We start from the raw sequence: 14,233 nt of genomic DNA on the forward strand, positions 1-14,233 counted from the left end.
AAATCAGGAAGCCTTATCGATCGTCATGCGCTCGATCTGCCTCACGATCTCGTCGCGCAACGCGGGCGACAGGTCCTGATAGCCGAGCAGGTCCGAGATCCACAGGCCGTCCGCCACCAGCCGGCAGATCATGAGCCGCGCCGCGTGTTCGAGCGGCAGCGGGTCGGGGCGCGTCCACTTGCGCATGGGCGCGGAGTGGCGCTCGCGGATCTCGGGGTCGGTCATCATCGCGGCTACCAGCACCCGCAGCACATTGGTGCTCGCGGCGGGGCTCGTTTCGTCGAGGGTCGAATGCAGGTAGGCGCGCGCGCTGGCGCCGTGCGGGTCGTTGCGATCCTTGCGGTCCGCCGCGATGCGCGCTTCCATTTGCGCGTCGAAGCGCTCCAGCGTCTGCTCGAACAGGGCATCGATGAGCCCTTGCTTGTTGGCGAAGTGATACTGCAGCGCGCCCTTGGTCACGCCGGCGCGCTCGGCCACGGCGTCTAGCGTCACGGCCTGCACGCCGTGATCGGTGGCGATATCGGAGGCCGCTTGCAGCAACTGGGCGCGCACCTGCACGGGCGCTTTCTTGCGGCGCGTGCCCGAAGCGGGGGCGCCGGGCGGCTCCGCGTTCTTCCCCTCTGACGTTTCGGCAGATCCTGCATCGGGATGCCGCGCGGCCTCGTGAGGGGCCTTGTCGGGCACCTGCGCGGGCCGCCGCGCCGGGCGCGCGGCGTGTCCTGCCATGCTGGCAGAGGCTTTGACGGGGGAATTTTTCATGCAATCGATCTTACCATCGAGGGTCGAGGCGCAAAACATTCCGTACGGATGGTATTATTCGGCACCATGAAGAATTCCGATATGCCAACCAACGTGCAACGCGCGGCGCTGCTCGACGCCGCCATTGTCCGCGGGCGCGAAGCGCTCGCGCGCCGGCAGCATCCCGACGGGAGCTGGTGTTTCGAGCTCGAATCCGATGCGACGATCACCGCCGAATACATCCTCATGATGCATTTCATGGCGAAGATCGACACGGTGCGCCAGGAGAAAATGGCGCGCTATCTGCGTGCGATCCAGCGCCTCGAAACGCACGGTGCGTGGGACCTGTACGTGGACGGCGCGCCCGATGTCTCCGCGAGCGTGAAGGCCTATTTCGCGCTCAAGGCAGCCGGCGACGCCCCCCACGCGCCGCACATGGTGCGGGCGCGCGAAGCCATTCTGAAGCTGGGCGGCGCGGCGAAATCCAATGTCTTCACGCGCATCCTGCTGGCCACCTTCGGCCAGGTGCCGTGGCGCGCCACGCCGTTCATGCCGATCGAGTTCGTGCTGTTCCCGAAGTGGGTGCCCATCTCGATGTACAAGGTCGCGTACTGGGCGCGCACGACCATGGTGCCGCTGCTCGCGCTCTGTTCGCTGAAGGCGCAGGCGCGCAATCCGCACAACGTGTCGATCGCCGAACTGTTCGTCACGCCGCCCGATGAGGAGCGCGATTATTTTCCGCGTGGCAAGGGCATGCGCAAGCTCTTTCTCGCGCTGGATCGCACGGTTCGCCATCTCGAGCCGCTGATTCCGCAATCGCTGCGCAAACGCGCGATGAAGCACGCGGAAGCGTGGTGCGCGGAGCGCATGAACGGCGAGGACGGCATGGGCGGCATTTTTCCGCCTATCGTCTACAGCTATCAGATGATGGAAGTGCTCGGCTATCACGAGAATCATCCGCTGCGTCGCGATTGCGAAAACGCGCTGGAGAAGCTGCTCGTGGAGCGTCCGGACGGCAGCATGTACTGCCAGCCGTGTCTGTCGCCCGTATGGGACACCGCGTGGAGCACGATGGCGCTCGAGCAGGCCCTGGCGGTGCCGGAAGTGTCGAGCCCTGAATCGACCTCCAGCGCGCCATTGCAGCAGCAGATCACGCGCGCCTACGACTGGCTCGCGACGCGCCAGGTGGACGACCTCGCGGGCGACTGGATCGAGAACGTGAGTACCGACGTGCAGCCGGGCGGCTGGGCGTTCCAGTACGCCAACCCGTATTACCCCGACATCGACGACAGCGCGGTCGTGGCCGCGATGCTGCATCGCCGGGGCCGCTCGATCAAGCGCGCCACGGGCACCGACCCGTACGCCGCGCGCGTGACGCGCGCGCTCGACTGGATGCGCGGGCTGCAATCGCGCAATGGCGGCTTTGCGGCGTTCGATGCCGACTGCGACCGGCTCTATCTGAACGCGATTCCGTTCGCCGACCACGGCGCGCTGCTCGATCCCCCCACCGAGGACGTATCGGGCCGTGTGCTGCTGTGCTTCGGCGTGACGGGCCGAGAGGAGGACAAGCCCGCGCTCGCGCGCGCGATCGACTACATCAAGACGACGCAGCAGCCCGATGGCAGCTGGTGGGGACGCTGGGGCACCAATTACATCTACGGGACGTGGAGCGTGCTCGCGGGTCTCGCGCTGGCGGGCGAGGATCCTTCGCAGCCGTATATCGCGCGGGCGCTTGCCTGGCTCAGGTCGCGCCAGCATGCGGACGGCGGATGGGGCGAGACCAACGACAGCTATATCGACCCGCGCCTCGCGGGCACGAACGGCGGCGAGAGCACCTCGAATTTCACGGCGTGGGCGCTGCTTGCGCAGATGGCGTTCGGCGACTGCGAATCGGAGTCGGTGCGGCGCGGCATTGCATATCTGCTTTCGGTGCAGGACGACGAGGGCTTCTGGTGGCATCGCTCGCATAACGCGCCGGGCTTTCCGCGCATTTACTACCTCAAGTACCACGGCTATACCGCGTATTTTCCGCTCTGGGCGCTGGCGCGGTATCGCCGGCTGGTGGCGGATGGGGCGCGGGCCTGCGTGGCGAGGTCGGTCGAAGCGAAGTCGGGCGAGGCGGTCACGTTGGCTTGAACGCCGCGCGCATGAAATGAACGCCATCTTTCGAGGTGGCGTTTTTTTCATCTATGTAATTTGGAATGCGAAATAAATGTTAGCGGGATTGTCCTTCTGATTGCGCGTTACGGCGCGCCATGGCGTTGAATTTCGAAAGTGCAAGCGGTCACGCCGTCACTTCGTGGCACATCGTTTGCGCGATTGTTGACGTACGCGCAGCGCGGTTTGCGCGGTAAGGCGCGTTCTTGTGGCGACTTGCACAAGAAGGGGGGGCGATGAATCGATCGACGAAACAGGCGGTGACTTGGGTGTTGGCTTTGGCGATGTCGGGTGCGGCTTATGCTGCGGGCGCGGGCGCTGGGGCGGGTGCAGGCGGCACGGGGGCGGGTAATGCGGGTGCTGGCGGCACAGGCGCAGGTAGTGCAGGCACGGGCGGCACCGGCGCAGGCGGCACAGGTACGGGTAGTGCCGGCGCTGGTGGTACCGGCGCGGGCGGCACGGCTACGGGAAGTGCAGGCACGGGCGGCACCGGCGCAGGCGGCACAGGTACGGGTAGTGCCGGAACGGCAGGCACCGGGGCAGCAGGCGCTGGTACGGGTAGTGCAGGCCCGGGCGCGGGCAGCACTGGCGCCGGTGGATCCGGCACGGGTAGCGCGGGCGCTGCAGGCACGACCAGCACGGGTCATGGCAACGCGAGCGCGGGCGGTCCTGGAGGCCCGGCGGGCGTCGGCGCATCTTGGGGGCCGGAGCCTGGCGCCATGTACGTGGAGCCCGGTGCCGCCCCGCCCGTAAACGATTACTATGGCCCACCGCCCGACGCCTACAGGGGTATGGGCGCCGGGGATGCCGTTCCGGTCACGAACGACTACTACGGCCCACCCGCGCCCGGCGCCGCACCAGCCACGGATTACTATGGCCCGCCGCCCGCGCCTGGCAGGGGCAGCTACGCGCCGCCGGGTGCACCGCCGGGGGCGCCTATGCCGAGCTACGACGAGAGTGTGCACACCGTTCCGTATGATCCGACGCAATGACGCCACATCGTGCCGTCCCGAAAGCCCGATCCTTGATGGCCGGATGCACGCACCCTCAGTAGGTGCGCCGCATCAGACTCGTGCAAGTCGCGCTGAGCGCGCCCACGCAGGTGATATAGACCGCAATCCACCATGGCTGCTGATTGCCGTAATGCAGCAGCGTGGTGGCGACGAGCGGCGTGATCGAACTGGAGACGATGCCGGAGATCTGATACACGACCGAGATGCCGCTGTAGCGCACGCGCGTATCGAACAGTTCGCAAAAGAGCGCCGCTTCCGGGCCGTAGACGAATGCGTACAGAACGCCGAGCACGATCACGATCGCGCCGACGATCGCGCCGAGGCTCTGCGAAAAATGGAAGATCGCGAATACCGGCCACGCGCTCAGGCCGCACACGAGCGCGCCCCAGCCGAACACCCGGCGCCGTCCGACCTGATCCGAGAGGCGTGACGCGAGCGGGATCGTGAAGATGAGCACGAACGCGGCCAGCGTGATGGCGCTCAGCACGGCAGCCTTCGAATAATGCAGCACGCCGATCAGATAAGTGAGCGCAAACACCGCATAGGTGTTGAAGATGACGCCGTCGATATAGCGTGCGCCCCAGCCGAGCAGCACGTTCTTGCGATAGTCGCCGAACACTTCCTTCACCGGCACTCTCGCAACCGTATGGGAATCGCGCACTTTCGTGAAGGCCGGCGTTTCGACGACGCGCAGCCGGATGAACATGCCTACGCCCACCAGCACGATGCTCGCCATGAAAGCGGCGCGCCAGCCCCACTGCATGAACGCTTCGGCGCTCATCGATGAAGTCAGCAGCGCGACCACGCCGCTGCTCAGGCACAGTCCCACCGCAAGGCCGATCTGCGGATAGGACGCGTAGAGCCCGCGCCGCCTGCGGGGTGCGTACTCGAACGCCATCAGCACCGCGCCGCCCCATTCGCCGCCAAGGCCGATGCCTTGCAGCAGGCGCAGGAGCAGTAGACACACCGGCGCCCAGACGCCGATCGTTGCGTAGGTGGGCAGCAGGCCGATGAGGAAGGTCGAGACGCCCATGATCGAGAGCGTCAGCACGAGGAGCGGCTTGCGTCCGTGGCGGTCGCCGAAATGACCGAAGATCACGCCGCCGAGCGGGCGTGTGGCGAAGCCGACGGCGTACACCGTGTACGCGAGCATGGTTGAGACGAAGGCGTTGCCGGTTGGAAAGAACAGCTTGTCGAACACGAGTCCGGTGATCGTGCCGTACAGAAAGAAGTCGTACCACTCGACTGTCGTGCCGATCAGGCTCGCGAGCGCAACCGACCTGGCGGTGCGCGCGTTCGTGTCCGTCGGCAGGCTTCCAGCGATTTCCACTGCTTCCATGACATGTCTCCTTGTGTCTCCGGGAGGCGGCCGGTAGCGCGACGGGGTCGATCGGTCGCTGCTTCGGGCGCCGTTCTCGTTTGCAGCGGCGCGCGGCTTGCTCGCGCCAATGTACGCTCGGCGGGCTTGGGCGCCCGCTTCTATTGAGTTCCGTTGTGTTCCGTGCGCGGGCCGGCTCAGGCGTGCGCCGCGAGGAAGTTGCGCCCGCGCGGCCCGCTCAGCGCGTGCGCGATCATGCGGCGCGATTCGTCGTCGCCAACGCCATAGCTCGCGAATTCGGTACGCACGCCAAGTCCTTCGAGAAAGCGCGCAAGAAAATGATCGGCATCGCGAAGCGCGCAGGGAAACACGCGAGCTAGCACCGCGTCGCGGTCCGCGTCGCGTCCGCGTGCGAGACCCAACACCATCGGCAGCGTGAAAGAGCACGCGATGCCGTGCGGGATGCCGTGATGGATCGTCATTTCGTAGGAAATCGAGTGGGCGAGGGCGGTCTTCGTGTTGGAGAACGCCAGGCCCGCTTTGAGCGCGGCGAACGAGGCGCGCTCGCGCAGGAGCGGATTGCCGGGGTCGCTTGCGAGCACGGGCAGCGTCTCGAGCATGTCGCGTGCCGCCGATACCGCGAACTCGTCCGAGATAGGGTTCGCGTTCACGTTCCAGATCGCCTCCAGCGCGTGCGACAGCGCATCGAGCCCGCTTTGCACCGTCACCGCGAGCGGCAGTGACAGCGTCAGGTCCGGATCGACAATCGCCGCCTCGGGCCATGTCTGCTGCAGATGCAGCGAGTATTTGCGCTGCTTCACCGTGCGGTCCCAGATCGTGGCCCACGGCGTGACTTCACTGCCCGTGCCGGCCGTGGTGGGCACCGTGATCAGTTGCTTCGCGTGCGGCGGCGTGAAGGGTGCGCCATTGTCCAGACAGTCAAGCAGTTCGCCGAACTCGCCGCTGTGCGTGCCGACCATCAACGCCTTGGCCGTATCGAGCACGCTGCCGCCGCCCACCGCGACGATTGCCGGGGTCGCGCGATGCGCGCGCCAGTACTCGCCGTACATGTTCGCGAGATGCACGACGTCGGGATTGGGCTGCACGTCACTGATGATTTCGACGATGCGTGCGCCGGCGATGTCGCGCAATCGCTGAATCAGACCGAGCTCGGCGGCTTCTGGAAACGTCACCACCACCGCATTGCGCTCGCCGAGGATCGATGCCAGCCGTTCGAGACTGGCTCGGCCGAAGTTCACCTCAACAGGATTCCAAAACACGCCGTTCATCGTTTTCCCTCAATGAGTGGTCGCGGGTATGAACGGATTATGGGAAAGCGCGGCTTATAGTAAAAATACAAAAATTTTCACATGATCATTCAACGGATCTATGCGTCTGACACACCTCCGGTCGTTCTATGCCGTGGGCCGTTATGGCAGCGTGACGGCCGCCGCGAAGGCGCTGCACGTCAGCCAGCCGACGGTGACGACGCAAGTGCGCGCGCTCGAGGAAGGCTATGGCGTGGAGCTGCTGCATCGCAGCGGGCGGCGCGTCGCGTTGACGCCCGCGGGCGAAACCCTCTACGCGATGGCGCAGCGCATGTTCAGCAGCGAGCAGGAAGCGATCGATTATTTGAAGGAGTCCGCAGGCCTCACGACTGGGTTGATCCGCGTAGGCGCAGTGGGTCCGCTGCACGCGATCGAAATCGTGGCCGCGTTTCATCAGCGGTATCCGGGCTTGAATGTGTCGGTGCGGCTGGGCAACTCGGAAGACACCGTGCGCGATCTGCTGGCGTATCAGACCGATGTCGCGGTGCTCGCACAGTACGAAGACGATCCTAAGCTCTGCTACGTACCTTACCGGCGCCATCCACTCGTCATCATCGTGCCGGCCTCGCATCGGCTGGCGCGCCGCCGCAGCATCCGCATCGAGGACCTGCGCGACGAGCCGGTCATCATGCGCGAACCGGGTTCGACCACGCGCAAGGCGCTGGAGGCGGCCATGCGCGCGCACGGCGTCGTGGCGCGTTACTCGCTCGAGATCGGAAGCCGCGAGGCCATCCGGGAGGCGGTGATCCTGGGACTGGGCATCGCCGCCGTGTCGGAGCGCGAGCACATCGACGATCCGCGCTTGCGCAAGCTGGCGATTCAGGGCGACGACGTTTATACGCACGCGCACGTCGTGTGCCTCGAAGAGCGGCGCGGCGCGCGACTCGTCGCGGCCTTCTTCGATGTCGTCCGGCAATTGCTCGCCAGCGAGCAGGCCGGACCCCCGTCGCCTCGCCACGAACGACGCGGGTGACGGCGCTGCGCCTGCCGTTCATCCCCGCGTGCCGCGCGGATAAACCGCCCCGTTGCTCCCGAGAACAGACTGAACGCTTGCCGCCATGGGTTTCTATGCGCCCTCTAACTCTTATATAAGACATAAGACATTTGACGCTAGAGCCCATTTGCCATTAAAATCCCCCTCAAAGCGGTACCCGGAGCAGCCTTGGCGTGCTTGACAAGCCTTCCCCTGAAACGCAACACCAGTAGGCCCCACATGCTTGAAAACTTTCGTGCACACGTAGCCGCGCGCGCCGCGCTCGGCATTCCCCCCCTGCCGCTGACGGCCCAGCAGACCGCCGAGCTGGTCGAATTGCTGGCGAATCCGCCCGCAGGCGAAGAGCAGACCCTGCTCGACCTGATCACCAACCGCGTGCCGGCCGGCGTGGACGAAGCTGCCCGCGTGAAGGCCGGCTTCCTGGCCGCCGTCGCCAAGGGCGAAACCGCCTGCGCGCTGATCTCGCGCGCCCGCGCCACCGAGCTGCTCGGCACGATGCTGGGCGGCTACAACATCGCCCCGCTGATCGAGTTGCTGTCCGACGCCGAAGTCGGCACGGTCGCTGCCGACGCGCTGAAGAAAACCTTGCTGATGTTCGATCAGTTCCACGACGTCAAGGAACTGGCCGACAAGGGCAACGCGAATGCCCGTGCCGTGCTGCAAAGCTGGGCCGACGCCGAATGGTTCACGAGCCGTCCGGAAGTGCCGCAAAGCCTGACCATCACCGTGTTCAAGGTGACCGGCGAAACCAACACCGACGACCTCTCGCCGGCCCCGGACGCCACCACCCGCCCCGACATCCCGCTGCACGCGCTGGCGATGCTGAAGAACGCGCGCCCCGGCATCACGCCGGAAGAAGACGGCAAGCGCGGCCCGGTCAAGTTCATCGAATCGCTCAAGGAAAAGGGCCACCTGGTCGCCTACGTGGGCGACGTGGTCGGCACGGGTTCGTCGCGCAAGTCGGCCACCAACTCGGTGCTGTGGTTCACGGGCGAAGACATCCCCTTCATCCCGAACAAGCGCTTTGGCGGCGTGTGCCTCGGCGGCAAGATCGCCCCGATCTTCTACAACACGATGGAAGATGCCGGCGCGCTGCCGATCGAGCTCGACGTGTCGCAGATGGAAATGGGCGACGTGGTCGAACTGCGCCCGTACGAAGGCAAGGCGCTCAAGAACGGCGAAGTGATCGCCGAGTTCCAGGTCAAGTCCGATGTGCTGTTCGACGAAGTGCGCGCCGGCGGCCGCATTCCGCTGATCGTGGGCCGTGGGCTGACCGCGAAGGCGCGTGAAGCGCTGGGCCTCGCGCCTTCGACGCTGTTCCGCCTGCCGCAGCAGCCGGCCGACAGCGGCAAGGGCTTCTCGCTCGCGCAGAAGATGGTTGGCCGCGCCTGCGGCCTGCCGGAAGGCCAGGGCGTGCGCCCGGGCACGTACTGCGAACCGAAGATGACTTCGGTTGGCTCGCAGGACACCACAGGCCCGATGACCCGCGACGAACTGAAGGACCTCGCATGCCTCGGCTTCTCGGCCGACCTCGTCATGCAGTCGTTCTGCCACACCGCCGCTTATCCGAAGCCGGTGGACGTGAAGACGCACCAGACCCTGCCGAACTTCATCAGCACGCGTGGCGGCATTGCGCTGCGCCCGGGCGACGGCGTGATCCACTCGTGGCTGAACCGCATGCTGCTGCCCGACACCGTCGGCACCGGCGGCGACTCGCACACGCGCTTCCCGATCGGCATCAGCTTCCCGGCGGGTTCGGGTCTGGTGGCGTTCGCGGCCGCTACCGGCACGATGCCGCTCGACATGCCGGAATCGGTGCTCGTGCGCTTCAAGGGCAAGATGCAGCCGGGCGTCACGCTGCGTGACCTCGTCAACGCGATCCCGCTGTACGCCATCAAGCAAGGCATGCTGACGGTCGCCAAGCAGGGCAAGAAGAACATCTTCTCGGGCCGCATCCTCGAAATCGAAGGCCTGCCCGATCTGAAGGTCGAGCAAGCGTTCGAACTCTCGGATGCGTCGGCCGAGCGTTCGGCGGCCGGTTGCACGGTGCACCTGAACAAGGAACCGATCATCGAGTACCTCAACAGCAACATCACGCTGCTGAAGTGGATGATCGCCCAGGGCTACCAGGACCCGCGCAGCCTCGAGCGCCGTATCAAGGCGATGGAGGCATGGCTGGCCGATCCGCAATTGCTGCAACCGGATGCGGACGCTGAGTACGCCGCCGTCATCGAGATCGATCTGGCTGACGTGCACGAGCCGATCGTGGCCTGCCCGAACGATCCGGACGACGTGAAGACGCTCTCCGATGTCGCCGGCGCGAAGATCGACGAAGTGTTCATCGGCTCGTGCATGACCAACATTGGTCACTTCCGTGCGGCTTCGAAGCTGCTCGAAGGCAAGCGCGATATTCCGGTCAAGCTGTGGGTTGCGCCGCCGACCAAGATGGACCAGAAGCAGCTGACCGAGGAAGGCCACTATGGCGTGTTCGGCACCGCTGGCGCACGTACCGAAATGCCGGGCTGCTCGCTGTGCATGGGCAACCAGGCACAGGTGCGCGAAGGCGCGACGGTGATGTCGACCTCGACGCGTAATTTCCCGAACCGTCTGGGCAAGAACACGAATGTGTACCTCGGCTCGGCGGAACTGGCAGCGATCTGCTCGCGTCTGGGCAAGATCCCGACCAAGGACGAGTACATGGCCGATATCGGCGTGATCAACGCCAACGGCGACAAGATCTATCAGTACATGAACTTCGACCAGATCGCGGACTTCAAGGACGTGGCCGACACCGTGGCGATGTAAATGTGACGATGGCCTGAGGCGCGGGAGTTTTCGCGCCAGGCTGGCGTCCTCGTACTTCGCACAATGGCCCCGCAGGCATTCAGCCTGCGGGGCCATTTTTTTGTGGGCTTTGGAGGTTTCTTGCCCAAGAAGTAATCTTGTAGATTATGTTACGCACGAGTAGCATGATCTACATGAATGCTTGTTCGACGTGGTCACTCCTTGTGCTGACGCTTCCGACTGAGAATGCGACGGCGCGCATGCGCTTCTGGCGCGCTCTCAAGGCGCGCGGCTGCGCCGTTCTGCGCGACGGCATATATCTGCTGCCGTACACGGCCGAACGTGAGGCGATGCTGCGCGAACTCGCAGTCGCCATTGGCGAGAGTGGCGGCACCGCCCATCTTCTGCGTGCGCCGAGCCTCGATGCTTCGCAGGAGGCAGAATTTCGCGCGCTGTTCGATCGTACCGATGAGTACGACGGCTTCACCCGCACACTCGCCGATGCCCGGAAGACGGTTTCGGGCCAATCCGCCGCTGAACTAACGAAGGTCTTGCGGCGACTGCGCAAGGACTACGAGAGCCTCGTTGCGATCGACTTCTTTCCGGCTGAGGCAGCGACGCGCGCTGAAGCCGCCTGGCAGGATTTTCTGGCGCACGTCGATACGGTGCTTTCACCGGGCGAGCCGCACGCGACAGACCGCGCAATCCGCTCGCTATCCGCTAGCGACTATCAGGGGCGAACCTGGGCGACTCGCAGGCGCATGTGGGTCGACCGAGTGGCCAGCGCCTGGCTGATCCGCCGTTTTATCGATCGTGACGCGCGCTTTATCTGGTTGCCGTCGCCGGACGCGTGTCCGGCCGATGCGCTCGGCTTCGATTTCGATGGTGCAGCCTTTACCCATGTTGGAGAACGCGTCACGTTCGAAGTGCTGCTGGCGAGCTTTGGCCTGGACAGTGACCCGGCGCTTGTGCGGCTCGGCGCGATGGTTCACACGCTCGATGTGGGTGGTGCGAGCGTGCCGGAAGGCATCGGGTTCGAAGCGGTCATGGCCGGAACCCGAGAGCGCGCGGCCGACGACGATCAACTACTCGCTGCCATGAGTCCAGTGCTCGAGTCGATGTACACGCATTTCGCGGCTCGTGAAAAAGGCAGCGATTCAGGACGGCGCCCATGAGCACGACCACCGCGCAGGTTCCCGGCTACACGCTTGGGCAGATGGTGCTCTATATGCTCAAGCTCGGCACGGTCGGCTTTGGCGGGCCGGTCGCGCTCGTCGGCTATATGCGTCGTGATCTGGTCGAGCGGCGCGGCTGGATCACCGAAGCGGATTACCGCGAAGGGCTGGCACTGGCGCAGATGATGCCCGGTCCGCTTGCCGCGCAGCTTGGCATTTATCTCGGCTTCGTGCACTACCGTCTACTGGGCGCAACGCTCGCAGGCCTCGCCTTCGTGCTGCCGTCGTTCCTGATGGTCGTCGCGCTGGGCTGGGCTTACGCGCATTTCGGTGGACTGTCGTGGATGCAGGCGGTCTTCTATGGCGTTGGTGCGGCCGTGGTCGGCATCATTGCGATGAGCGCATACAGGCTGACGACAAAGACGCTTGGCACAGACCGGTTGCTCTGGATCATCTTCGTGATCCTCGCGGTTGTAACGGTCTACACGGAATCCGAAATTGCCTGGCTCTTTATCGCGGGTGGTGTCGTCAATTGGCTGCGCCGGTCGCCGCCCGGATGGCTCAATAAAGGCGGTCTCAATGCACTCGCGGCGACACAGGCGCCAGCATTTGCTGGCGTGGCCAGCGGGCTGGATCTCTCGCTGCTTGGCCAGATTGGTTTTTTCTTCACGAAGGCGGGTGCGTTCGTGTTCGGTTCGGGTCTCGCGATCGTGCCATTTCTCTACGGCGGCGTCGTGACCGAACACCACTGGCTCAACGACAAACAGTTCGTCGACGCAGTGGCCGTCGCGATGATTACACCGGGGCCGGTTGTCATCACCGTAGGTTTCATCGGCTATCTCGTTGCAGGGCTGGCCGGTGCCTGTGTCGCCGCGATCGGCACGTTTCTGCCATGCTACCTGTTTACGGTCCTGCCCGCGCCGTACTTCAAGAAATACGGGCGGCTTCCTGCCGTGAAGGCGTTTGTCGACGGTATCACCGCTGCGGCCGTAGGCGCGATTACCGGGTCGGTCGTTGTCATTGCGAGGCGTTCGGTCGTCGACTGGCCAACCGCGCTGATCGCGCTCGCAACCGTACTGCTGCTGTGGCGCTTCAGGAAACTTCCGGAGCCCGTGATCGTTGTCGCCGCCGCCCTGATCGGCTTTGGCTTCTATCCGCTTCTTCACCTGCACACCTGATAGCCCGCGCGCGGGAAGAATGTGAGGAGTGAAAATGAAATCGCGACGTATCTTTCTGCAAGATGCCGCCGAAGTTGGCGCAGAAATGATGCTGTCCCAGGCACGGATGGTCCATGCGGCCAGCGTGCCCGGCTACGTTGCCAGACTCGTTGCGCAGTTCGTGGCAGCGACCGTCGCCACCGAAGCGTCAGGCCGGGGTGTCGTTGGATACCTGCCGGCCGCGTAACGTCGACGCGAAAACTCGGGGACTGCGATGACTCCCGCCAAGGCGCCGCTTTCCGTTCTGCTCCCGCCTGCTGGCGTGGACCGCAGTGCGTGGCTGCTGCTCGTCGCACGAAGCCTGCGCGGGATCTGCGATGGGTTCGTTGCTGTGCTGCTGCCAGCCTATCTGCTGGCGCTCGGATTCGGGAAGCTCACGGTTGGACTGATCGGCACCGCCACGCTGCTGGGCTCTGCCGTTGCGACGATCGCGGTCGGCTTGATGGGCAGCCGTTACCCCCAGCGTGCGCTGCTGGTTTTCGCTGCCGCCCTGATGGCGGCGACCGGCCTGGCGTTCGGATTCCTGTCGTCACTCTGGCCGCTGCTCATGGTGGCGTTTGTCGGTACGCTCAATCCAGGCTCGGGTGACGTCAGCCTGTTTTTGCCGCTTGAGCACGCACGCCTTGCCGCATCCGCGAAAGGTGATGCCCGAACAGCGCTCTTCGCGCGATACAGCCTCCTGGGCGGGCTCTCGGCTGCGTTGGGCGCACTGCTCGCCGGACTTCCGGATTGGATTGCTGTGCATGCCAATGTGCCCGCGCTTCTCCCGATGCGTGCGATGTTCATCGTCTATGCGATAACGGGCTTCGTTATCTTCCTGCTGTATCTGCGGCTGCCAAAACGCGAGGCGCACACGGCGGCAGTCCGGGCATCGCTTGGTCCCTCGCGCGGGATCGTTACACGTCTCGCGCTGCTGTTCAGCGTTGACGCGTTTGCAGGAGGGTTGCTCGTGAACTCGCTGCTGACGCTGTGGCTGATTCAGCGATTTGGCTTTTCGCTTGTCGCCGCAGGGCAGTTCTTCTTCTGGTCAGGGCTGCTGAGCGGGGGCTCGCAACTTGCCGCTGCACCGATTGCCCGCAGGATCGGCCTGCTCAACACGATGGTGTTCACCCACATTCCATCGAGCATGTGCCTGATCGCTGCCGCGTTCACGCCAACGCTTCCGTTGACGTTGATGTTGTTGCTCGCGCGCAGCGCGCTGTCGCAACTCGACGTGCCAACCCGGAGCGCTTACGTGATGGCTGTCGTGACGACACCCGAACGACCGGCTGCGGCGAGCTTTACGGCGGTGCCGCGCAGCCTCGCGGCGGCAGTCGCGCCGACGATCGCCGGTGCGCTGCTTGGAGCAGGATGGCTCAGTGCGCCGCTGATAGCGTGCGGCACGCTCAAGATCGCCTACGATCTAGCGGTGCTTGCCGCTTTCCGTCATATCAGGCCGGACGGAGGGGCATCGTGAAATGTTTTCGCGCAGGCCATGACGTCATTGCGCCGCGCGTCTGCATGCTTTGC

Annotated in this window: 11 protein-coding genes; 8 read left to right on the plus strand and 3 right to left on the minus strand. The window is 64.8% G+C overall.

Annotated elements, in window-relative coordinates:
* Nucleotides 1–3: 3 nt before the first annotated feature.
* Nucleotides 4–726 (minus strand): TetR family transcriptional regulator, encoded by a 723-nt coding sequence (locus tag PWP93_RS29245; protein WP_421047698.1) that lies wholly within the window; start codon nucleotides 724–726, stop codon nucleotides 4–6.
* Between the two features lie 99 nt (nucleotides 727–825).
* Here PWP93_RS29245 and shc point away from each other — a divergent pair, with 99 nt between their 5' ends.
* Together shc and PWP93_RS29255 are read left to right on the plus strand one after the other, a co-directional pair.
* Nucleotides 826–2,874 carry a squalene--hopene cyclase gene (shc, locus tag PWP93_RS29250; protein ID WP_421047145.1) on the plus strand — a complete coding sequence of 683 codons (2,049 nt, stop codon included), beginning with the start codon at nucleotides 826–828 and terminating at the stop codon, nucleotides 2,872–2,874.
* A 257-nt stretch (nucleotides 2,875–3,131) separates the two neighbouring features.
* A complete protein-coding gene (locus PWP93_RS29255; protein ID WP_421047146.1) occupies nucleotides 3,132–3,887 on the plus strand; it encodes a hypothetical protein in 756 nt (251 codons plus the stop codon).
* A gap of 55 nt (nucleotides 3,888–3,942) precedes the next feature.
* Here the strand turns inward: PWP93_RS29255 and PWP93_RS29260 are convergent, their stop codons facing one another.
* Nucleotides 3,943–5,247, minus strand: a complete 1,305-nt coding sequence (locus tag PWP93_RS29260; protein ID WP_421047147.1) for an MFS transporter — start codon at nucleotides 5,245–5,247, stop codon at nucleotides 3,943–3,945.
* Between the two features lie 176 nt (nucleotides 5,248–5,423).
* Nucleotides 5,424–6,515: an iron-containing alcohol dehydrogenase PsrA gene (gene psrA / locus PWP93_RS29265; RefSeq protein ID WP_421047148.1), complete on the minus strand. Its 1,092-nt coding sequence runs from the start codon at nucleotides 6,513–6,515 to the stop codon at nucleotides 5,424–5,426.
* A 100-nt stretch (nucleotides 6,516–6,615) separates the two neighbouring features.
* Between psrA and PWP93_RS29270 the strand changes: the two genes are divergently transcribed.
* The 6 genes from PWP93_RS29270 (at nucleotide 6,616) to PWP93_RS29295 (ending at nucleotide 14,180) form a co-directional block, all read left to right on the plus strand.
* On the plus strand, nucleotides 6,616–7,527 hold the full coding sequence (locus PWP93_RS29270) for a LysR substrate-binding domain-containing protein (protein WP_421047149.1): 912 nt from the start codon (nucleotides 6,616–6,618) through the stop codon (nucleotides 7,525–7,527).
* A gap of 240 nt (nucleotides 7,528–7,767) precedes the next feature.
* The gene (acnB, locus tag PWP93_RS29275; RefSeq protein WP_421047150.1) at nucleotides 7,768–10,353 is read left to right on the plus strand and encodes a bifunctional aconitate hydratase 2/2-methylisocitrate dehydratase; all 2,586 of its coding nucleotides are present in this window, start codon (nucleotides 7,768–7,770) and stop codon (nucleotides 10,351–10,353) included.
* A 173-nt stretch (nucleotides 10,354–10,526) separates the two neighbouring features.
* Entirely contained in the window at nucleotides 10,527–11,507 is a 981-nt protein-coding gene (locus PWP93_RS29280; protein WP_421047699.1) for a chromate resistance protein ChrB domain-containing protein, read from the plus strand.
* Nucleotides 11,504–12,685, plus strand: a complete 1,182-nt coding sequence (locus tag PWP93_RS29285) for a chromate transporter (protein ID WP_421047151.1) — start codon at nucleotides 11,504–11,506, stop codon at nucleotides 12,683–12,685. The genes PWP93_RS29280 and PWP93_RS29285 overlap by 4 nt, the downstream gene beginning before the upstream one ends.
* Nucleotides 12,686–12,719: 34 nt before the next feature.
* Entirely contained in the window at nucleotides 12,720–12,911 is a 192-nt protein-coding gene (locus PWP93_RS29290) for a hypothetical protein (RefSeq protein ID WP_421047152.1), read from the plus strand.
* Between the two features lie 27 nt (nucleotides 12,912–12,938).
* Complete coding sequence (locus tag PWP93_RS29295; RefSeq protein ID WP_421047153.1) at nucleotides 12,939–14,180, plus strand: MFS transporter; 1,242 nt, start codon at nucleotides 12,939–12,941, stop codon at nucleotides 14,178–14,180.
* The last annotated feature ends 53 nt before the right edge of the window (nucleotides 14,181–14,233 follow it).

Source organism: Paraburkholderia sp. A1RI-2L (genome assembly GCF_048957375.1).
GTDB lineage: Bacteria > Pseudomonadota > Gammaproteobacteria > Burkholderiales > Burkholderiaceae > Paraburkholderia.